11 protein-coding genes are annotated in these 17,052 nt (G+C 68.8%); 2 read left to right on the forward strand and 9 right to left on the reverse strand.

Annotated elements, in window-relative coordinates; genetic code table 11:
* Positions 1–49: 49 nt before the first annotated feature.
* Positions 50–922, reverse strand: coding sequence for an HNH endonuclease (locus ACT53Q_RS12940; protein WP_476187058.1), 873 nt, complete (start codon positions 920–922; stop codon positions 50–52).
* Between the two features lie 72 nt (positions 923–994).
* Between ACT53Q_RS12940 and ACT53Q_RS12945 the strand changes: the two genes are divergently transcribed.
* The gene (locus tag ACT53Q_RS12945; RefSeq protein ID WP_476187059.1) at positions 995–1,390 is read left to right on the forward strand and encodes a hypothetical protein; all 396 of its coding nucleotides are present in this window, start codon (positions 995–997) and stop codon (positions 1,388–1,390) included.
* A gap of 218 nt (positions 1,391–1,608) precedes the next feature.
* Here ACT53Q_RS12945 and ACT53Q_RS12950 read toward each other — a convergent pair whose 3' ends face one another.
* The 6 genes from ACT53Q_RS12950 to ACT53Q_RS12975 form a co-directional block, all read right to left on the reverse strand.
* Entirely contained in the window at positions 1,609–3,093 is a 1,485-nt protein-coding gene (locus tag ACT53Q_RS12950; protein WP_476187060.1) for an efflux transporter outer membrane subunit, read from the reverse strand.
* Between the two features lie 66 nt (positions 3,094–3,159).
* Entirely contained in the window at positions 3,160–3,891 is a 732-nt protein-coding gene (locus ACT53Q_RS12955) for an SDR family oxidoreductase (RefSeq protein ID WP_476187061.1), read from the reverse strand.
* Positions 3,892–3,930: 39 nt separating this feature from the next.
* Positions 3,931–7,104: an efflux RND transporter permease subunit gene (locus ACT53Q_RS12960; RefSeq protein ID WP_476187062.1), complete on the reverse strand. Its 3,174-nt coding sequence runs from the start codon at positions 7,102–7,104 to the stop codon at positions 3,931–3,933.
* Between the two features lie 212 nt (positions 7,105–7,316).
* A complete protein-coding gene (locus tag ACT53Q_RS12965; RefSeq protein WP_476187063.1) occupies positions 7,317–8,534 on the reverse strand; it encodes an efflux RND transporter periplasmic adaptor subunit in 1,218 nt (405 codons plus the stop codon).
* Positions 8,531–9,400, reverse strand: a complete 870-nt coding sequence (locus ACT53Q_RS12970) for an SDR family NAD(P)-dependent oxidoreductase (RefSeq protein ID WP_476187064.1) — start codon at positions 9,398–9,400, stop codon at positions 8,531–8,533. Before ACT53Q_RS12970 ends, ACT53Q_RS12965 begins: the two co-directional genes overlap by 4 nt.
* Complete coding sequence (locus tag ACT53Q_RS12975; protein WP_476187065.1) at positions 9,397–9,642, reverse strand: hypothetical protein; 246 nt, start codon at positions 9,640–9,642, stop codon at positions 9,397–9,399. Before ACT53Q_RS12975 ends, ACT53Q_RS12970 begins: the two co-directional genes overlap by 4 nt.
* Before the next feature lie 139 nt (positions 9,643–9,781).
* Here ACT53Q_RS12975 and ACT53Q_RS12980 point away from each other — a divergent pair, with 139 nt between their 5' ends.
* Positions 9,782–10,852 carry a LysR family transcriptional regulator gene (locus ACT53Q_RS12980; RefSeq protein ID WP_476187066.1) on the forward strand — a complete coding sequence of 357 codons (1,071 nt, stop codon included), beginning with the start codon at positions 9,782–9,784 and terminating at the stop codon, positions 10,850–10,852.
* 95 nt (positions 10,853–10,947) lie between these two features.
* Here ACT53Q_RS12980 and ACT53Q_RS12985 read toward each other — a convergent pair whose 3' ends face one another.
* Positions 10,948–13,122, reverse strand: coding sequence for a hypothetical protein (locus ACT53Q_RS12985; RefSeq protein WP_476187067.1), 2,175 nt, complete (start codon positions 13,120–13,122; stop codon positions 10,948–10,950).
* Between the two features lie 34 nt (positions 13,123–13,156).
* The gene (locus ACT53Q_RS12990; RefSeq protein ID WP_476187068.1) at positions 13,157–17,044 is read right to left on the reverse strand and encodes a hypothetical protein; all 3,888 of its coding nucleotides are present in this window, start codon (positions 17,042–17,044) and stop codon (positions 13,157–13,159) included.
* Positions 17,045–17,052: the final 8 nt, after the last annotated feature.

Raw genomic sequence — 17,052 nt, forward strand, 5'->3', positions numbered from 1 at the left:
TGGTTGGCGTATTCGCCGCAGATTCTGCGGCGAATAGGCGCGGCTTAGATCACCGCTTGAACCGATGCTCCCGATGCCACCCGAGATAGAACGGGTGCGGCCTCCAATCTACGTTGTCCGGAACGACCAAGCGGCGCTCGGGCAAGATCAGCTTGTCGAGATCGTCCGGCACACCATGCGGAGAAATCAGCAGGTGGTAGTCGTCCTCGAACGCGATCAGTCCGCGATCGAAAAGCCAATGCGCGGTTCCGGTCAATGCGATGCCGTTGCGTACGGTGTCGGGGCCTTTCTTCTCGACGGGACGAATGTGCGCCGCCTGCACTTCCGGCCGACCGCCGCCATTGATGAGACGCAAGCCGGTGACCGCACAACGATTGTCATAGGCACGACGCACATGCCGCTGGAAGGCGCGATCACGAAACGGCCGCGCTACGACGCGCTCGATGATCGGGCGATCCGCGTATTCCTCAATGACGTCTGACACTTCCCAGGCTTCGCGCGTCACGGGAAATCCTGCGGCGAGAATTGCATCGAACTCGATGTCGGGCACGATACGAACCGATCGACCGAACGCACCTCTGTTCGTGCTGCCATCCGCCTTTTTCAGAATGGATTCGTAGTAGTGCCCGTTCTCCGAGAAAGGAACGACCCGATCAAACTCGATGTAATCGGCAACATCGACGTAGAAGTGGTCATCTAAAGCCTTGTCTGGGCGGATGCTGATGGCTCGCGCAACTGCGAAGTAGGAAGATCCACCGCCAGAGGGACGAGAACCGTCAGAGCGCCTTGGCTCGTAATAGACGATCAGATCGCCAAGAGACTCTTTGACCTGATTGAGGTACGTCTTAGGGAAGTGATACCACTGCCCGGTACTGTCTTTGTATTTGCTATTTTCCGACGCCGTGAAGACTGCTTTCGCCATTGCCTTAACCCCTGTCGCAGCCTGCGAGACTCGCGCCGCCAATCCTGTCGAAGCACTCGGCAGGAATCTACCATGGCAGCCTCACGCAAAGCACCCGCGGCCCACTGCGTTTTCGAGTACCTCTATCGCGATGCCGGCAACTGGAAGACCTTCGGCATGTTGTTGCTCAGTGGCACCGCCACGGACGAGGCCACATCCACCATCACGAAGACGCTCGACTGGAACAACACCTTTGTCGCCGAGCAGGTCGGCATCCCCTCGCTATGCCCGCAGCACTTCAAGGACTGCGGCTCGGACGGACCGGGCGACTTGGACCATGCCTACCATGAGTTCGACGCGCTGCGTCCAGCGACGGAGCAAGAGGCGCAGACGCTGACCGTCTTCGGATCGGTCGACGATCTTGTGAGGAAGTTCGCGCTCACCCATGGGAGCTGGAACGTTCGGCTCTCACCCAATGTGGATTGGTGATTGCGTCGCGCGTGCGGTCGTCTCCGGCGTATCGCCATAAGCACAATATCGAAGCGTAAGCATTCAAAGCTGGGTCCCGGCGTTCGCCGGGATGACGGCTTGGGGAACGACTCGCACGGGAGGATCTGGCGCTGGCGCTCGCCGACGGGGGCGAGGCGCGGTCGCTCCCTACCACGACATCACGCGGGGCGCGGCCTGCGCCGCGCCCCGCGCATGCCTTACTTGGCTGCGACCGGTCGCTCCGCCGGCAGCGTTTCCGGCCAGCCGCCGGCGAGGGCTTCGTACAGCGCGACGGCGCTGGTGGCGGTGCGGGTGCGGGCGTCGGCGAAGGCGTCTTCGGCCTGCAATCGCGTGCGTTCGGCGTCGAGCACTTCCAGCAGGCCTGTGGCGCCGGCGTTGAAGCGGACGCGGGCGAGGCGTGCGGCCTGTGCGCTGTCGTCGGCGGCCTGCGCCAGCAGCGTGTCCTGCTCGCGGGCGCGGGCGTGGCGCACGAGGGCGTTCTCGGTGTCTTCCAGCGCGAGCAGCACGGTGCGTTCGTATTCGGCGAGCGCGCCGGCGGCGTCGGCATCGGCAGCGGCGATGCGCGCACGCACGCGGCCGATGTCGAGGAACGACCAGTCCACGCCCAGCGCGACGAGGCGGGTTTCGCTGTCGCGCGTGAACAGTGCATCGGTGTCGATCGCCTGCGAGCCGATCAGTCCGCGCAGCGTGAACTTCGGGAACAGGTCGGCCGTGGCCACGCCGATGCGCGCGGTCGACGCATGCAGGCGCGCTTCGGCGGCGGCGATGTCGGGACGGCGGCGCAGCAGATCGCCCGGCGTGCCGGCCTCGATGCGCGCGGGCAGTGCGGGCAGCGGTTTCTCCGGCGAGAGTTCGGCGAGCAGCGCTTCCGGCGGACGGCCGGTGAGCACCGCGAGGCGATGCATCGCCAACGCCGCCTGCGCTTCCAGTTCGGGGATGCGCGCGGCGGTGGACGCCTGCTGCGTGCGGGCGCGGGCGAGGTCGAACGCGCTGTCGCGTCCGGCATCGTGGCGTGCCTGTACCAGCTTCAGCGTCTCGGTCTGCGTGCCGGCGTTCTCGCGCGCCACGTGCAACCGCGTCTGCAGGCCGCGCAGTTCGAAGTACGTGCGCGCCACGTCGCCGGCGATCGCGACCTGCGCGGCGGCGAGGTCGGCAGCACTGGCGGCCACGTCGGCGCGACCGGCTTCCACGTTGCGGCGGATGCGGCCGAACAGGTCGAGTTCCCACGCGGCGGAGGCGCCGACGCTGTACGACTCGGCGTCGCGATCGGCGCGCGCCACGCCCGGCGCCTGGTCGGCGCTGCTGCGTGCGTCGCTGGCGTCGGCCTGCGCGGTGAGCGTGGGGATGCGGTCGAACTTCGCGCCGCGCAGCAGCGCGTTGGCGCGGTCGTAGCGGCTGAGCGCGATGCGCAGGTCGTGGTTGGCGGTCAGTGCGTCCGCGACCAGCGCGTCGAGCTGCGCGTCGCCGAAGCCGTGCCAGAACGCGGTGTCGGCCGCCGGCAGCGGCGCGTCGGTGCCGATGTCGGACGCGGTGCCCTGCGCGAAGCGTTCGGGCATCGCCATCGTCGGCCGCACGTGGTCGGGACCGACGGCGCAGCCGCTCAGCGCAAGCGCGAGCGCTGCAACCTTCAGCAACCTTGTTTTCGACAGCGCGACCGAGGCCGCGCGCGACGGATGGGACATGGGAATTCTCCGTGGATCGGGGACGACGCGACGCGGGCATTCCCGCGTCGCGATCATCGGTGCGGCTTACCAGCGCAGCGTTTCGCCGAGATGGGTGAAGCTGCCGGTCGGGCCGTCGGCGTCGATCAGCGCCATCGCGACGCTGCTCTTCGCGCCGGTGACGATGTCGAGGTCGCCGTTGGCGTTCATGTCGGTCTTCACCGAGCCGGGATGGATCGCGTTGACCTTGATCGCGGTGTCGCGCAGTTCGTGCGCAAGGTGCACGGTCCAGGCATTGAGCGCGGTCTTCGACACGTTGTACGCCGGCACCTTGTAGTCGTAGATCGGCGACGCCGGATCGAGGTGCTCCGCGATCGAACCGAGCAGGCTGGACACGTTGACGATGCGCGCGGCCTCGGACTTGCGCAGCAGCGGCAGGAACGCCTGCGTGGTGGCGACCACGCCGAACAGGTTGGTGTCGAACGTGGTGCGCCACATCGACAACGCCTGTTGCGAAGGCGTCTTCTCGAAGTCGTCGATGAACACGCCGGCGTTGTTGACGAGGATGTCGAGGCGGCCGTGACGCTTGCCCACCTCCTCGGCGGCGGCGGTGATGCTGGCGCCGTCGTTGACGTCGAGCGCGATGGCTTCGACCGGCAGGCCTTCGGCCTGCAGCGCGCGCGCGGCCTGCACGGCCTTGTCGCGATCGCGGCCGGCGAGCAGCACGTGCACGCCGGCGGCGGCGAGCTGGCGGACGGTTTCGTGGCCGATGCCGCGGGTGGCGCCGGTGACGAGGGCGATGCGGGATTGCGAATTCATGGGAATGACTCCGTTGCGGGGGAATGAAGGAAGAGACGATCAGGCGTGCGGGGCGTGCGGCGCGTCCGCGGCCGGCGCATGCGAGACCAGCGGGCGATGCGCGAGCTTGCGCAGCGCCACGTAGAACACGGGGGTGAGGAACAGGCCGAACAGGGTGACGCCGAGCATGCCGGCGAACACGGTGATGCCGGTGACGGTGCGGATCTCCGCGCCGGCGCCGTGCGAGAACACCAGCGGCACGGTGCCGGCGATGAACGCGACCGACGTCATCACGATCGGGCGCAGGCGCAGGCGGCAGGCTTCGAGCGCCGCTTCCACGATCCCCTTGCCCTGCAGTTCGAGTTCACGCGCGAACTCGACGATCAGGATCGCGTTCTTGCACGCGAGGCCCATCAGCACCACCAGGCCCACCTGCACGAACACGTTGTTGTCGCCGTTGGTCAGCCACACGCCCAGCAACGCCGACAGCAGCGTCATCGGCACGATCAGGATCACCGCCAGCGGCAGCGTCCAGCTTTCGTACAGCGCGGCCAGCACGAGGAACGCCAGCAGCACCGCGAGCGGGAACACCACCAGCGCGGCCTTGCCCTGCGTCGCTTGCTGGTAGCTCAGGTCGCTCCATTCGATCGCCATGCCCGGCGGCAGCACGTGCTGCGCGAGTTCGGTGACCTTCGCCATCGCTTCGCCCGAGGACAGCACGCGCGGATCGGCCTCGCCCAGCACGTCGGCGGCGGGATGGCCGTTGAAGCGGATCACCGGATCGGGGCCGTAGGTCTGCCTGATCGTGACCATCGAGCCGATCGGCACCATCTCGCCGGCGACGTTGCGGGTGCGCAGGTTCGCGATGTCCTCGACATCGTCGCGGAACGGTGCGTCGGCCTGCGCGATGACCTGCCAGGTGCGGCCGAACATGTTGAAGTCGTTGACGTAGGCCGACCCGAGGTAGGTCTGCAGCGTGTCGAACAGGTCGGTCAGCGGCACGCCCTGCGCCTTGGCCTTCACGCGGTCGACCTCGGCATCGAGCTGCGGCACATTGGCCTGGTAGCTGGTGATCGGGAAGCCCAGCCCCGGCGTCTGCGAGGCCGCGCCCTGGAACGCCTGCACCGCGGTCTGCAGTTCGCCGTAGCCGAGGCGATTGCGGTCCTCGACGAACAGCGACCAGCCGGAGCCGTTGCCGAAGCCCTGGATCGGCGGCGGCATCAGCGCGAACGGGAAGCCGTCGCGGATCGCGCCGAAGCGCTGGTTGAGTTCGGCGGTGATCTCGGCCGCGCTGCGCTTGCGCTCGCCGAACGGCTTGAGCGTGAAGAACGCGACGCCGCTGTTCGGGGTGTTGGTGAACTGCAGCGGGTTGAGGCCCGGGAACGCGACCTCGCTGTCGATGCCGTCGACCTGCTTCGCGATCGCGGCCATCTGCTTCAGCGTGGCGTCGGTGCGCTCGATCGACGCGCCCTCGGGCATCTTCACGCCGGCGATGAGGTACAGCTTGTCCTGCACCGGGATGAAACCCGCCGGCACCGCCTTGAACATCAGGGCGGCGCCGACCAGCAGCACGGCGTACACCGCGAACACCGCGCCGCGGCGGCCGAGCGTGCGCGACACCGCGCCTTCGTAGCGTTCGGAATTGCGCTTGAAGAAGCGATTGAACGGACGGAACAGCCAGCCGAACAGGCGGTCGATCAGGCGCGACGGGCGATCCTTTTCGGCGCCGTGCGGGCGCAGCAGCTTGGCGGCCAGCGCCGGCGACAGCGTCAGCGAGTTGACCGCGGAGATCACGGTCGAGATCGCGATGGTCACCGCGAACTGCTTGTAGAACTGGCCGGTGACGCCGGTGAGGAAGGCCATCGGCACGAACACCGCGCACAGCACCAGCGCGATCGCGATGATCGGGCCGGACACTTCGCGCATCGCGAGGTGCGCGGCCTCCAGCGGGCTGGCGCCGTGCTCGATGTGGCGCTCGACGTTCTCGACGACCACGATCGCGTCGTCGACGACGATGCCGATTGCCAGCACCAGCCCGAACAGCGTCAGCGTGTTGATCGAAAAGCCCAGCAGGTACAGCACCGCGAACGTGCCGACCACCGACACCGGCACCGCCAGCAGCGGGATGACCGACGCGCGCCAGGTCTGCAGGAACAGGATCACCACCAGCACCACCAGCAGCGTGGCTTCCAGCAGTGTGCTGATGACCGAGCGGATGGAGTCGCGCACGAACACGGTGGTGTCGTAGACCGAGGTGATTTCGACGCCCGGCGGCAGGGCCTGGCGGATCTCGGCCATCTTCTCGACCACCGCGTCGCGGATCTCCAGTGCGTTCGCGCCCGGCGCCTGGAAGACGCCGATCGCCGCGGCGTTCTTGCCGTCGAGGCGCGCGCGCAGCGTGTAGTCGCCAGCGGCGAGTTCGATGCGGGCGACGTCGCGCAGGCGGACGATCTCGCCGTCGGCGCCGCTCTTGAGCACGATCGCACCGAACTCGTCCTCGTTCTCCAGCCGGCCCTTGGCGTTGATCGGCAGCAGGAAGTCGCTGCCGTTGGGCATGGGCTCGGCGCCGAGCTGACCGGCGGACACCTGCACGTTCTGCTCGCGCACGGCGCGCAGCACGTCGCCGGCCGTGAGGCCACGGGCCGCGATCTTGTCCGGGTCCAGCCACAGGCGCATCGCGTAGTCGCCACCGCCGAACGCGCGCGTGTCGCCCACGCCGGGGATGCGCGCCAGCGCGTCCTTCACGTGCAGGCGCATGTAGTTGCGCAGGTACAGCGAGTCGTACTTGCCGTCCTTCGACACCAGGTGCACCACCATCAGGAACACCGGCGACTGCTTCTGCGTGGTCACACCCTGCCGGCGCACGTCCTCGGGCAGGCGCGCGAGCGCCTGGCTGACGCGGTTCTGCACGCGCACGGCGGCATCGTCGGCGTCGGTGCCCGGCTTGAAGGTGACGGTGATCTGGACCACGCCGTCGGAGCCGGCGACGGACTTGATGTACATCATGTCCTGCACGCCGTTGATCGCTTCCTCCAGCGGCGTGGCCACGGTTTCGGCGATCACCTTGGGATTGGCGCCGGGATAGACCGTGCGCACCACCACCGAGGGCGGCACCACTTCGGGGTATTCGCCGATCGGCAGCAGCGGGATCGCGATCAGGCCGGCGGCGAAGATCACGATCGACAGCACCGCGGCGAAGATCGGTCGGTCGATGAAGAATCGGGAGAAATCCATGGGCGTTCCTGGTGACTGCGAGGCGGGCGATGGCAAGGCCGTGACGACGGCGGCCCGCGAGGACGGCGTGAAATCGGCATGACGGCGGGGACCGCCGCCTCCGCCGCCGGGGGAAGTCGGTCGGAGGACGGCGGGCGCCGGACGCGGGGGTACGCGTCACGCCGCGCGGCCAAGGGGAGGGAGCCGCGCGAGCGATGGGGGAAGGCAGGACGTCAGCGTGCGGCGACGGCCTTGTCGGCAGGTGCCGATGCCGGCTTGTCGGGCGACGGCGCCGTCATCGGCACGGGCTTCGGCGCCACCGGCATGCCGGGGAAGAAGACCTTCTGGGTGCCACTGATGATCACCGTGTCCTTCGCCGTGAGACCGGACGTGATCACGCGCAGGCCGTCGAGATCACGCCCGATCGTCACGTCGCGGCGCTGCGCGGTGTTACCCGGGCCCAGCACGTAGACGTACTTGCGGTCCTGGTCGGTCATCACCGCCTTGCCGTCGACCAGCAGCGCGCGCGACGACGCGCCGCCTTCCAGCTGCACGCGCGCGAACAGGCCCGGCGTGAACACGCGATCCGGATTCGGCACCAGCGCGCGGGCACGCACGGTGCCGGTGGCGGGATCGATCTGGTTGTCGACGAAGTCCATGGTGCCCGCGTGCGGGTAGCCGGACTCGTCCGCCAGGCCGACGCGCACCGCGTTGCGCATGGTGTCGCCGCCGCCGGCGCGCGCCTGCGCCGCATGGCGCAGGAACGCCTGCTCGTCGGTGTCGAAGTAGACGTACATCGGATCGAGCGAGACCACCGAGGTCAGCACCGAAGCATCGGCCTGGGCGAGGTTGCCGACGGTGACCAGCGCGCGTCCGGCGCGGCCACTGATCGGCGAACGCACTTCGGTGTACTGCAAATCGAGCCGCGCGCTGGCGACCGCGGCTTCCGCCGCGCGCACGGCGGCGGAACCCTGCGCGGAGGCGGCCTTGCGGGTGTCGAACTCCTCGCGCGAGATCGCCTTGGCGTCGATCAGCGCCTGCGCGCGGGCGCCCTGCGAACGCGCGAGCTGCGCTTCGCTGCGGGCACGGTCGAGTTCGGCCTCGGCGCGCGCCAGCGCCGCGCGGTACGGGCGCTGGTCGATCACGAACAGCAGCTGGCCCTTGCGGACTTCCTCGCCTTCGCGGAACGCGATGCGTTCGATGTAGCCGCTGACGCGCGGACGCAGCTCCACGCTGTCGACGGCGGCGACGCGGCCGGTGTAGGCGTCCCATGCGGTGACGTCGCGGTCGAGCACGCGCGCGACGCCGACTTCCGGCGGCGGCGGCGCGCCCGCGGCGGGGGCCGCTTCGCTGCTGCAGGCGTTGAGGGCGATGACCATCGCGGCGTTGAGCAGCAGCACGGCCAGCGGTGTACGGGTGCCCGATCGGGCGAAGGATCGACGGGAAGTCATGACGAGAGCGGGTCCTTGAGTCGGGGAGAGGACGTGATGCCGCGCAGCAGTGCGCGGGCGTCGTGCAAGGCGCGATCCGTCGCGATCGGGGGTGCGGACTCCGCCGCATCGATGTCGTCCGACCAGAACGCCGACGGCGTGCTGGCACCGCCGCAGGCGACGACGGCATCGGACGCGGATTCCGCACGGCTGGCCAGCGCCAGCGCACGCCGCGCCACCGCGCCGGGCGACGGCCAGCCTGCGCAGGCATGGCGGGCGTTCTTGATCGTGCGCAGCGGCGCATTCACGCCGAGCAGGTGCACGCGCACGCCGAGCGCACGCGCTTCGTCGTGCAGCACGCGCGCGAGCATGCGCAGCGCGGCTTCGGCGATGGAGTGGTGGCCGTAGCCGGCCCACGGGAAATCGGCGCCCGGGCCACCGACCAGCACGTAGCTGCCCAGGCCGGAAGCGGACAGTCGCGGCAGCAGCTGGCGCGCGGCGAACAGGTGCGGCAGCAGGTCTTCGTCGATGCGGCGGCGCAGGAACTCGCCGGGCTGGTCGAGCAGGCGCCCGCGCATCGGCGTGCCGCGGATGGCGGCGATCACGCCGGCGATCGGGCGATCCAGCGCGTCGAGGCGCTCGCCCAGCGCATCGCCGCCGGCATCGCTCGACAGCGACGCGACGAGCGGGGTGATCGGCGCACCGGGATGCGCGGCGCAGAGCGCGTCGAGGCCGTCGGCATCGCGGGCCACCGCCACCACCGCGTGGCCGTCGCGCAGGGCTTCGGCCACCGCGTCGCGGCCGACGCAGCCGGTCGCGCCGAGCACCACCAGCACGCCCGCGTCGGGGGTCGCCGGAATGGGATGATCCGCCATTGTCCCGCTCATGGGATTTTCTCTCCCGAAAACCGGACTTCAAGCACTTCGAGGCGGCCTTCGACCACCGCCTGCGCCCAGCCGCGGATCTGCCGGAACGCGACCCCCACGGCCACGACACCGAGCGCCCAGGCCCAGGCATCCTCGATTCCAACCAATTGATTGAAAAGGAAAGCCGTCGCCAGAATGACGTCGGCGACCAACAGCGCGATCAGGCCGGTCAGCAGCATCCGATGGGCAGGGACCGCACGCATGGCGGACTCCGGTGGCGGGAAGGGACGCTCAATCTAGGCGCCCGGGCCCGACTTGATTAGCCTATGAATCGCGGAATAATTATCCCTTCCGCGGTCCAATCCCCGGATTGGCCCATCCGCCCCTGCCCGGGAGTCCGTCATGCAGCGCGATCTCAACGACACCCTCGTCTTCGTGAAAGTGGTCGAACACGGCAGCTTCATCAGTGCGGCCAACGCGCTGCGCCTGCCCAAGACCACCGTCAGCCGCCGCGTGCAGGATCTCGAGACACGCCTCGGCGCGCAGTTGCTCCACCGCACCACGCGCAAGCTCGGCCTCACCGAGGCCGGCAGCGTCTACTACGAACACTGCCAGCGCATCGCGCGCGAACTCGACGAAGCCGAGAGCGCCGTCGGCCAGTTGCAGGGCGGCCCGCGCGGCTGGCTGCGCATGACCGCGCCCTACTCCATCGGCATCACCTGGATCGCGCCGCTGCTGGGCGAATTCCACGCGCTCCATCCGGAAGTGCGGGTCGAGATGGTGCTGAACAACGAACCGATCGACCTGATCGACCAGGAGATCGACGTCGCGCTGCGCGGCGGCACGCTGCCGGATTCCAACCTCGTCGCGCGCCGACTGTCGGTGTTCCGCACGCAGGTCTACGCCAGCCCGCACTACATCGAGCGCCACGGCGAGCCGCTGCACCCGGACGACCTGCAGCACCATCGCACGCTGGCGATGCCGAAATGGCGTCGCGGCGGACAGTATTTCTGGACGCTGAGCGACGGCGAGCGCACCGACGATTTCCGCATCGACCCGATCCTGGTCGCGAACGATCCGGGCGCGCTCAACGGCGCGCTGATCTGCGGCGAAGCACTGCTGCTGAGCAGCGACGTGACGATGAAGGCGCACATCGAACTGGGCCACGTGCAGCGCGTGCTCGCCGGCTGGATCGGGCCGGAGTACGAATTCAACGCCGTCTTCCCGCGCGGCCGGGTGACCTCGCCGAAGGTGCGCGCATTCGTCGACTTCCTCGTCGAGCGCCTGAACTTCGACGCCGACTACATGCAGGTGAAGTGCCCCGACCGCAAGCGCCTGCTCGCCGCGCAGGAAGCGTCGCGCGTCGCCAAGGCCGAACTCAGCAAGGCGCGGCGCAATGCCGATGCCCTGCCCGCCGCGGTCACGGAGGCGACGTTCGAGGACGATGCGAACGCGGTGCTCGCCGGGCGCTGACTGCGGTGTCGCCCGTGCATGACGCATGAGGCATGACGCACGAAAAAGCCCGGGCTTCCCCGGGCTTTTTCGCATCTTCAGCTGTCGCGCGCGGATCAGAAATCGTAGCGATAGCCGGCGTAGTAGAACAGCGACAGCAGGTCTTCGTTGCTGGCCTGCGCTTCGGTGCGGGTGCGCTCGAGGTTGAACTCCGCCTCGAAGGTGAGGTGTTCGGTGCGGTGGTAGGCGAAGCGGCCGACCGGCGACAGTCGCCGTGAGGTGGACCCGCTGCTGTTGTCCTGCACGTAGTACTTCAGGCCGGGCTCGATGATCCAGGCCTCGCCGAACTTCAGGCGCGTGGACAGGCCGAACAGCCAGGCGTCGTAGGCGCGGCTGGTGAGGTAGCTGGTGTTGAGCACGAACACGTCCGACGGCATGAACACGCCGGTGCCGATGACCTGCCCTCCGAGCGTGCGGATGTTGCCGGTGGCGTCGCTGGCCGGCAGCGTCGGCGTGGCGATGGTGCCGCTGACGCTGGAGATGCGGTAGTCCACGGCCGCCTGCCACTTCGGCGAGAACGTCATGGTGACGCCCAGCGACGACGCCCGCGCGATCGGGGTCAGGCCGATCGCCTGGCGCATGATCTGGTCGCGCGTCATCGTCTGCCCGAGCTGGGCGACGGTGGTCTGCGACTGGCCGAGCAGCGCATTGCTCAGCTGCAGCGTGGGCGCACGGCGGTAGTCGTAGAGGAAGTTGACCGCGAACTTGCCGCCCCAGCCGAAGTTGCCCTGCACCGAACCGATGTTGAGCTTGTCGAACATCACGTCGTAGTCGAGCAGGCCGAACACCGAGCGATTCGCGGCGAAATAGCGGAACTCCGCGCCGACCGCGCGCCGGTCGACTTGGCCCTCGGCGTCCTGCTGGATGCCGAACACGCCGATGCCGAGCGTGTCGTGGATGCGATCGGCATCCAGCGTGGCGCCGTAGAAGCGCTTGTCGCCGCCGAGGCCCGGCTCCACCAGCCGACCGGCCTCGAAGCCCGCGCGCAGCTTGTCGGTGCCGAGGCCGATGCTGGCCACGGCGCCGTCGAAGCGACCGAGCACGCCGCCGCTCGCCGCGGTCTGCCGGCCGAAGCGCGTGGCGAAGCGGCTGGTCTCGTGGCGCAGGTCGACGTAGGCGGACGACAACCGGTTCCGGTCCGGCTGGTCCTGGATGAAGCTATGGCGATAGGTGTCGCGCAGGGTGACGCGCGTGTCCCACGCACCGGCGCGATGGCGCAGGTTGTAGTTGACGTCGGTGACGATCGCGGACTGGTCGGTGGAGCTCAGCGACTGGCTGTCGATCTGGGTCGCGCCGGTCACCGGATCGGTGGTCGTGAATTCGTCGCGGATCTTCGACTTGCCGCCGTAGTAGTACTGCGAGACGCCGCCCCACTGCGTCGTCACCGGCTTGCGCGCGCGCGGGCCGCCGGTGCCGGCGGTCGCGGGCCCCGTCGGTGCTGCCGCCAGCGAGGCCATGCGCGCCTTCACGCGATCGGCACCGGGACCATCGGGATACAGCTTGAGGTACAGCTCGTATTCGGCGCGGGCGCGGTCCTTCTCGCCGAGCTGCTCGCGCGCGAAGCCGATCAGCTCCTGCGCTTCCTGCGTGAACAGGCCGGGCGGCATGTTGAGCAGGCGATTGAGTTCGGCCACCGCGTTCTCGTAATCGCCGCGGGAAGCGGCGTCACGCGCGGTGCGGATGATGTCGGCCTGCGACTGGTCGGACGCCGACAGCGGGCCGTTCACCGGCGTGGCCGGCGGCAATGGCGCCTGCGCCACGGCGGGCGCGCCGCGCGGCGGCTTGCCGGTGGCGCCGGCCGGCTTACGGAACGACATCACGAAGCTCTGTTCGTCGACGCCCGGCCCCGCCTGCAATCCCTTCACCGGGGCGCGGAACGACACTTCCAGGCGCTTTTCGGTGGGCTGGTTGGCTTCGCTGAAATAGCGCATCTGGAACGGCGGCGCGAGGTCGGAATCGCTCCAGCTGCGCGATTCCTCGAACACCGACCGGCCATCGCTGTTCATGCCGGTGAGTTCGAAATAGATCGTGATCAGATCGCTTCCGGACGACACCACCGCGCGCTTGAAGCGGACGTTCGCGTTGAACCGCACCGTCACTTCGGTGGTGTCCTGCGACGCGCTCACCGCGACGTCGTCGAAGATCTGCGCCATCGCCGCGGGAGCGGCGGTGACGAGCAGCAACGCGAGGGAGAGCGCCGCAAGGCGCGGGAAATGGCGGCGTGACGTCATCGGCAGGGGCATTCCGGATGGGTTTGGAACAGGATCAGAATTCGCCGTCGGTCGAGCGGTGCTGCCCGGTCCGTGTGCGCCTGATCGTGGAGAAGGTGGCATCGGTGTACTGGTGGCAGGCGCCCGAACAGTCCTGCAGTTCCTGCACGGTGTAGAGGATCGTCGGCGAATCGACCTTCTTGTGCGCGTCGGGCTTGAAGCGGTTGGCGTGGCAGCCGGCGCAGTTCGGGCGATAGCTGGCGTACTTCCACGGAATCACTTCGTTGTTCGTCGTGTGGCACGACGTGCAACTCAGCCCGGACTGGTGCGGCCGGTAGGCGATCGAGATGTGCGAGTAGGTCGTCGTCGGCAACCACGCGGTGGTGCGATGGCAGGCATCGCACGACTTCGTGGTGATGAAGTGGTTCGCGGACTTGCCGGTCGCGGTGGTGCCGTTGTGGCAGGTCGCGCACGAGCCCGCGGTCACGCCGCTGTGGCTGAAGGTCGCGGGAATCCACGCGGTCGTGCGATGGCAGACGTCACAGGACTGGGTCGTCGGCAGATGGTTCGCCGGCTTGCCGGTCGCGTTCGTGCCGTTGTGGCACGTGGCGCAGGAACCGGCGGTGACACCGCTGTGATTGAACGTCGCCGGGATCCACGCCGACGTGCGATGGCAGGCGTCGCAGGACTGCGTCGTCGGAATGTGGTTCGCCGGCTTGCCGGTCGCCGTGGTGCCGTTGTGGCACGTGGCGCAACTGCCTGCCGTCACGCCGCTGTGGTTGAACGTCGCGGGAATCCACGCCGTGGTGCGATGGCAGGTGTCGCAGGACTGCGTCGTCGGCAGATGGTTCGCCGGCTTGCCGGTCGCGTTCGTGCCGTTGTGACAGGTCGCGCAGCTGCCCGCGGTCACGCCGCTGTGGTTGAACGTCGCCGGGATCCACGCCGACGTGCGATGGCACGCGTCGCAGGACTGCGTCGTCGGAATGTGGTTCGCCGGCTTGCCGGTGGCCGTGGTGCCGTTGTGGCACGTGGCGCACGAGCCCGCGGTGACACCGCTGTGGTTGAACGTCGCCGGGATCCACGCGGTGGTGCGGTGGCAGGCATCGCAGGACTGCGTCGTCGGCAGATGGTTCGCCGGCTTGCCCGTCGCGCTCGTGCCGTTGTGGCAGGTCGCGCAACTGCCTGCCGTCACGCCGCTGTGATTGAACGTCGCCGGGATCCAGGCTGACGTGCGATGGCACGCGTCGCACGATTGCGTCGTCGGCAGATGGTTGGCCGGCTTGCCGGTGGCGGTCGTGCCGTTGTGGCACGTCGCGCAACTGCCCGCGGTCACGCCGCTGTGGTTGAACGTCGCCGGGATCCACGCCGACGTGCGATGGCACGCGTCGCAGGACTGCGTGGTCGGCAGATGGTTGGCCGGCTTGCCGGTCGCGGTCGTGCCGTTGTGGCAGGTGGCACAGCTGCCCGCGGTCACGCCGCTGTGATTGAACGTCGCCGGGATCCAAGCCGACGTGCGATGGCAGGCGTCGCAGGACTGCGTCGTCGGCAGATGGTTGGCCGGCTTCCCGGTGGCGGTCGTGCCGTTGTGGCACGTCGCGCAACTGCCTGCGGTCACGCCGCTGTGGTTGAACGTCGCCGGGATCCACGCCGACGTGCGATGGCACGCGTCGCACGATTGCGTCGTCGGCAGATGGTTGGCCGGCTTGCCGGTCGCGCTCGTGCCGTTGTGGCAGGTCGCACACGAACCCGCGGTCACGCCGCTGTGGTTGAACGTCGCCGGCGTCCACGCCGACGTGCGATGGCACGCGTCGCAGGACTGCGTGGTCGGCAGATGGTTCGCCGGCTTGCCCGTCGCGCTCGTGCCGTTGTGGCAGGTCGCGCACGAACCCGCGGTCACGCCGCTGTGGTTGAACGTCGCCGGGATCCACGCGGTAGTGCGATGGCAGGCATCGCACGATTGCGTCGTCGGGATGTGGTTCGCGGGCTTGCCGGCGGCGGTCGTACCGTTGTGGCAGGTCGCGCAGGAGCCGGCGGTGACACCGCTGTGATTGAACGTCGCCGGCGTCCACGCCGACGTGCGGTGGCACGCGTCGCAGGACTGCGTGGTCGGCAGATGGTTCGCCGGCTTGCCTGTCGCCATCGTGCCGTTGTGGCAGGTCGCACAGGTGCCGGCGGTCACGCCGTTGTGGCTGAAGGTCGCCGGGATCCACGCGGTGGTGCGATGGCAGGCGTCGCAGGCCTGCGTCGTCGGGATGTGGTTCGCGGGCTTGCCGGCGGCTGTCGTACCGTTGTGGCAGGTCGCGCACGAGCCGGCGGTGACACCGCTGTGGTTGAACGTCGCCGGTGTCCACGCCGACGTGCGGTGGCACGCGTCGCAGGACTGCGTGGTCGGCAGGTGATTCGCCGGCTTGCCGGTAGAGATCGTGCCGTTGTGGCAGGTCGCGCATGTGCCGGCGGCGACGCCGTTGTGGCTGAAGGTCGCCGGGATCCACGCGGTGGTGCGATGGCAGGCATCGCACGACTGCGTCGTCGGGATGTGGTTCGTCGGCTTGCCGGCCGCGGTCGTGCCGTTGTGGCACGTGGCGCAGCTGCCCGCAGTCACACCACTGTGATTGAACGTGGCCGGTGTCCAGGCGTTGGTGCGATGGCAGGCGTCGCAGGATTGCGTCGTCGGGAGATGGTTCGTCGGCTTGCCGCGCGCGGTGGTGCCGTTGTGACAGGTGGCGCAACTACCCGCGGTCACGCCGTTGTGACTGAAGGTCGCCGGCGTCCACGCGGTGGTGCGATGGCAGGCATCGCAGGACTGCGTCGTGGGAACGTGATTGGTGGGTTTGCCGGTGGAAATCGTGCCGTTGTGGCACGTGGCGCAGGAACCGGACGCCACGCCGTTGTGGCTGAAGGTCGCCGGCGTCCAGGCATTGGTGCGATGGCAGGCATCACAGGCCTGGGTCGTCGGAATGTGGTTCGTCGGCTTGCCGCGCGCGGTCGTGCCGTTGTGGCAGGTGGCGCAGCTGCCCGCGGTCACGCCGGTGTGATTGAAGGTCGCCGGCGTCCACGCCGACGTGCGATGGCAGGCATCGCAGGATTGCGTCGTCGGCAGGTGGTTGGTCGGCTTGCCGGTCGAGATCGTGCCGTTGTGGCAGGTCGCGCACGAACCGGCGGCGACGCCGTTGTGGCTGAAACTCGCCGGCGTCCACGCGTTGGTGCGATGGCAGGCATCGCAGGCCTGCGTCGTCGGAATGTGGTTGGTCGGCTTGCCGGTCACGTTCGTGCCGTTGTGGCAGGTCGCGCACGAGCCCGCGGTCACGCCATTGTGGTTGAACGTCGCCGGCAGCCAGGCCGTGGTGCGATGGCAGGCATCGCACGACTGCGTGGTCGCGATGTGGTTCGCCGGCTTGCCGTTCGCCGTGGTGCCGTTGTGGCACGTCGCGCAGCTGCCGGCGGCCACGTTGCGATGATCGAACTTCGCCGGTGTCCACGCCGACGTGCGATGGCAGGTGTCGCAGCCCTGGCTGGTGACGATGTGACCCGCGGGCTTGCCCGTCGCGGTGCTGCCGTTGTGGCAACTCGCGCAGGTGCGATCGGCCACGGTGGCGTGATCGAACATCGCCGGCACCCAGCCGCTGGTGCGATGGCACGCTTCGCAGCCGGTGGAAATCGGAATGTGCGACGCGGCGGGGCGCGTGGCGTCGGGCAATCGGCTGCCGTTGCCGTGGCAACTGGCACAGTCTTTCGGCGTGCCCTGCAGGATGCCGCGGTCATGGCAACCCTCGCAGCGCGCGGTGCGGTGGGCACCGGTGAGCGGGAAGCCGGTCTTCGCATGATCGAAACCGCCGGGCGTCGTCGCGCCCGACTTCGCCGCCCATGCAGGCGCGCAGAACAACAGCATCGTGAGCATCGCCAGCGCGGCGATGCGACGGATGCAGGCAGTCAGGACGGGCATCGGCGAAG

The organism is Lysobacter sp. DMC97, from assembly GCF_056313745.1.

What these genes read in the sequence shown, in the direction of transcription:
- ACT53Q_RS12980 (WP_476187066.1), top strand. Translation starts at nt 9,782, where the DNA reads ATGCAGCGCGATCTCAACGACACCCTCGTCTTCGTGAAAGTGGTCGAA.
- ACT53Q_RS12945 (WP_476187059.1), top strand. Translation starts at nt 995, where the DNA reads ATGGCAGCCTCACGCAAAGCACCCGCGGCCCACTGCGTTTTCGAGTAC.
- ACT53Q_RS12955 (WP_476187061.1), bottom strand. Translation starts at nt 3,891, where the DNA reads ATGAATTCGCAATCCCGCATCGCCCTCGTCACCGGCGCCACCCGCGGC.
- ACT53Q_RS12990 (WP_476187068.1), bottom strand. Translation starts at nt 17,044, where the DNA reads ATGCCCGTCCTGACTGCCTGCATCCGTCGCATCGCCGCGCTGGCGATG.
- ACT53Q_RS12970 (WP_476187064.1), bottom strand. Translation starts at nt 9,400, where the DNA reads ATGAGCGGGACAATGGCGGATCATCCCATTCCGGCGACCCCCGACGCG.
- ACT53Q_RS12950 (WP_476187060.1), bottom strand. Translation starts at nt 3,093, where the DNA reads ATGTCCCATCCGTCGCGCGCGGCCTCGGTCGCGCTGTCGAAAACAAGG.
- ACT53Q_RS12940 (WP_476187058.1), bottom strand. Translation starts at nt 922, where the DNA reads ATGGCGAAAGCAGTCTTCACGGCGTCGGAAAATAGCAAATACAAAGAC.
- ACT53Q_RS12965 (WP_476187063.1), bottom strand. Translation starts at nt 8,534, where the DNA reads ATGACTTCCCGTCGATCCTTCGCCCGATCGGGCACCCGTACACCGCTG.
- ACT53Q_RS12985 (WP_476187067.1), bottom strand. Translation starts at nt 13,122, where the DNA reads ATGACGTCACGCCGCCATTTCCCGCGCCTTGCGGCGCTCTCCCTCGCG.
- ACT53Q_RS12960 (WP_476187062.1), bottom strand. Translation starts at nt 7,104, where the DNA reads ATGGATTTCTCCCGATTCTTCATCGACCGACCGATCTTCGCCGCGGTG.
- ACT53Q_RS12975 (WP_476187065.1), bottom strand. Translation starts at nt 9,642, where the DNA reads ATGCGTGCGGTCCCTGCCCATCGGATGCTGCTGACCGGCCTGATCGCG.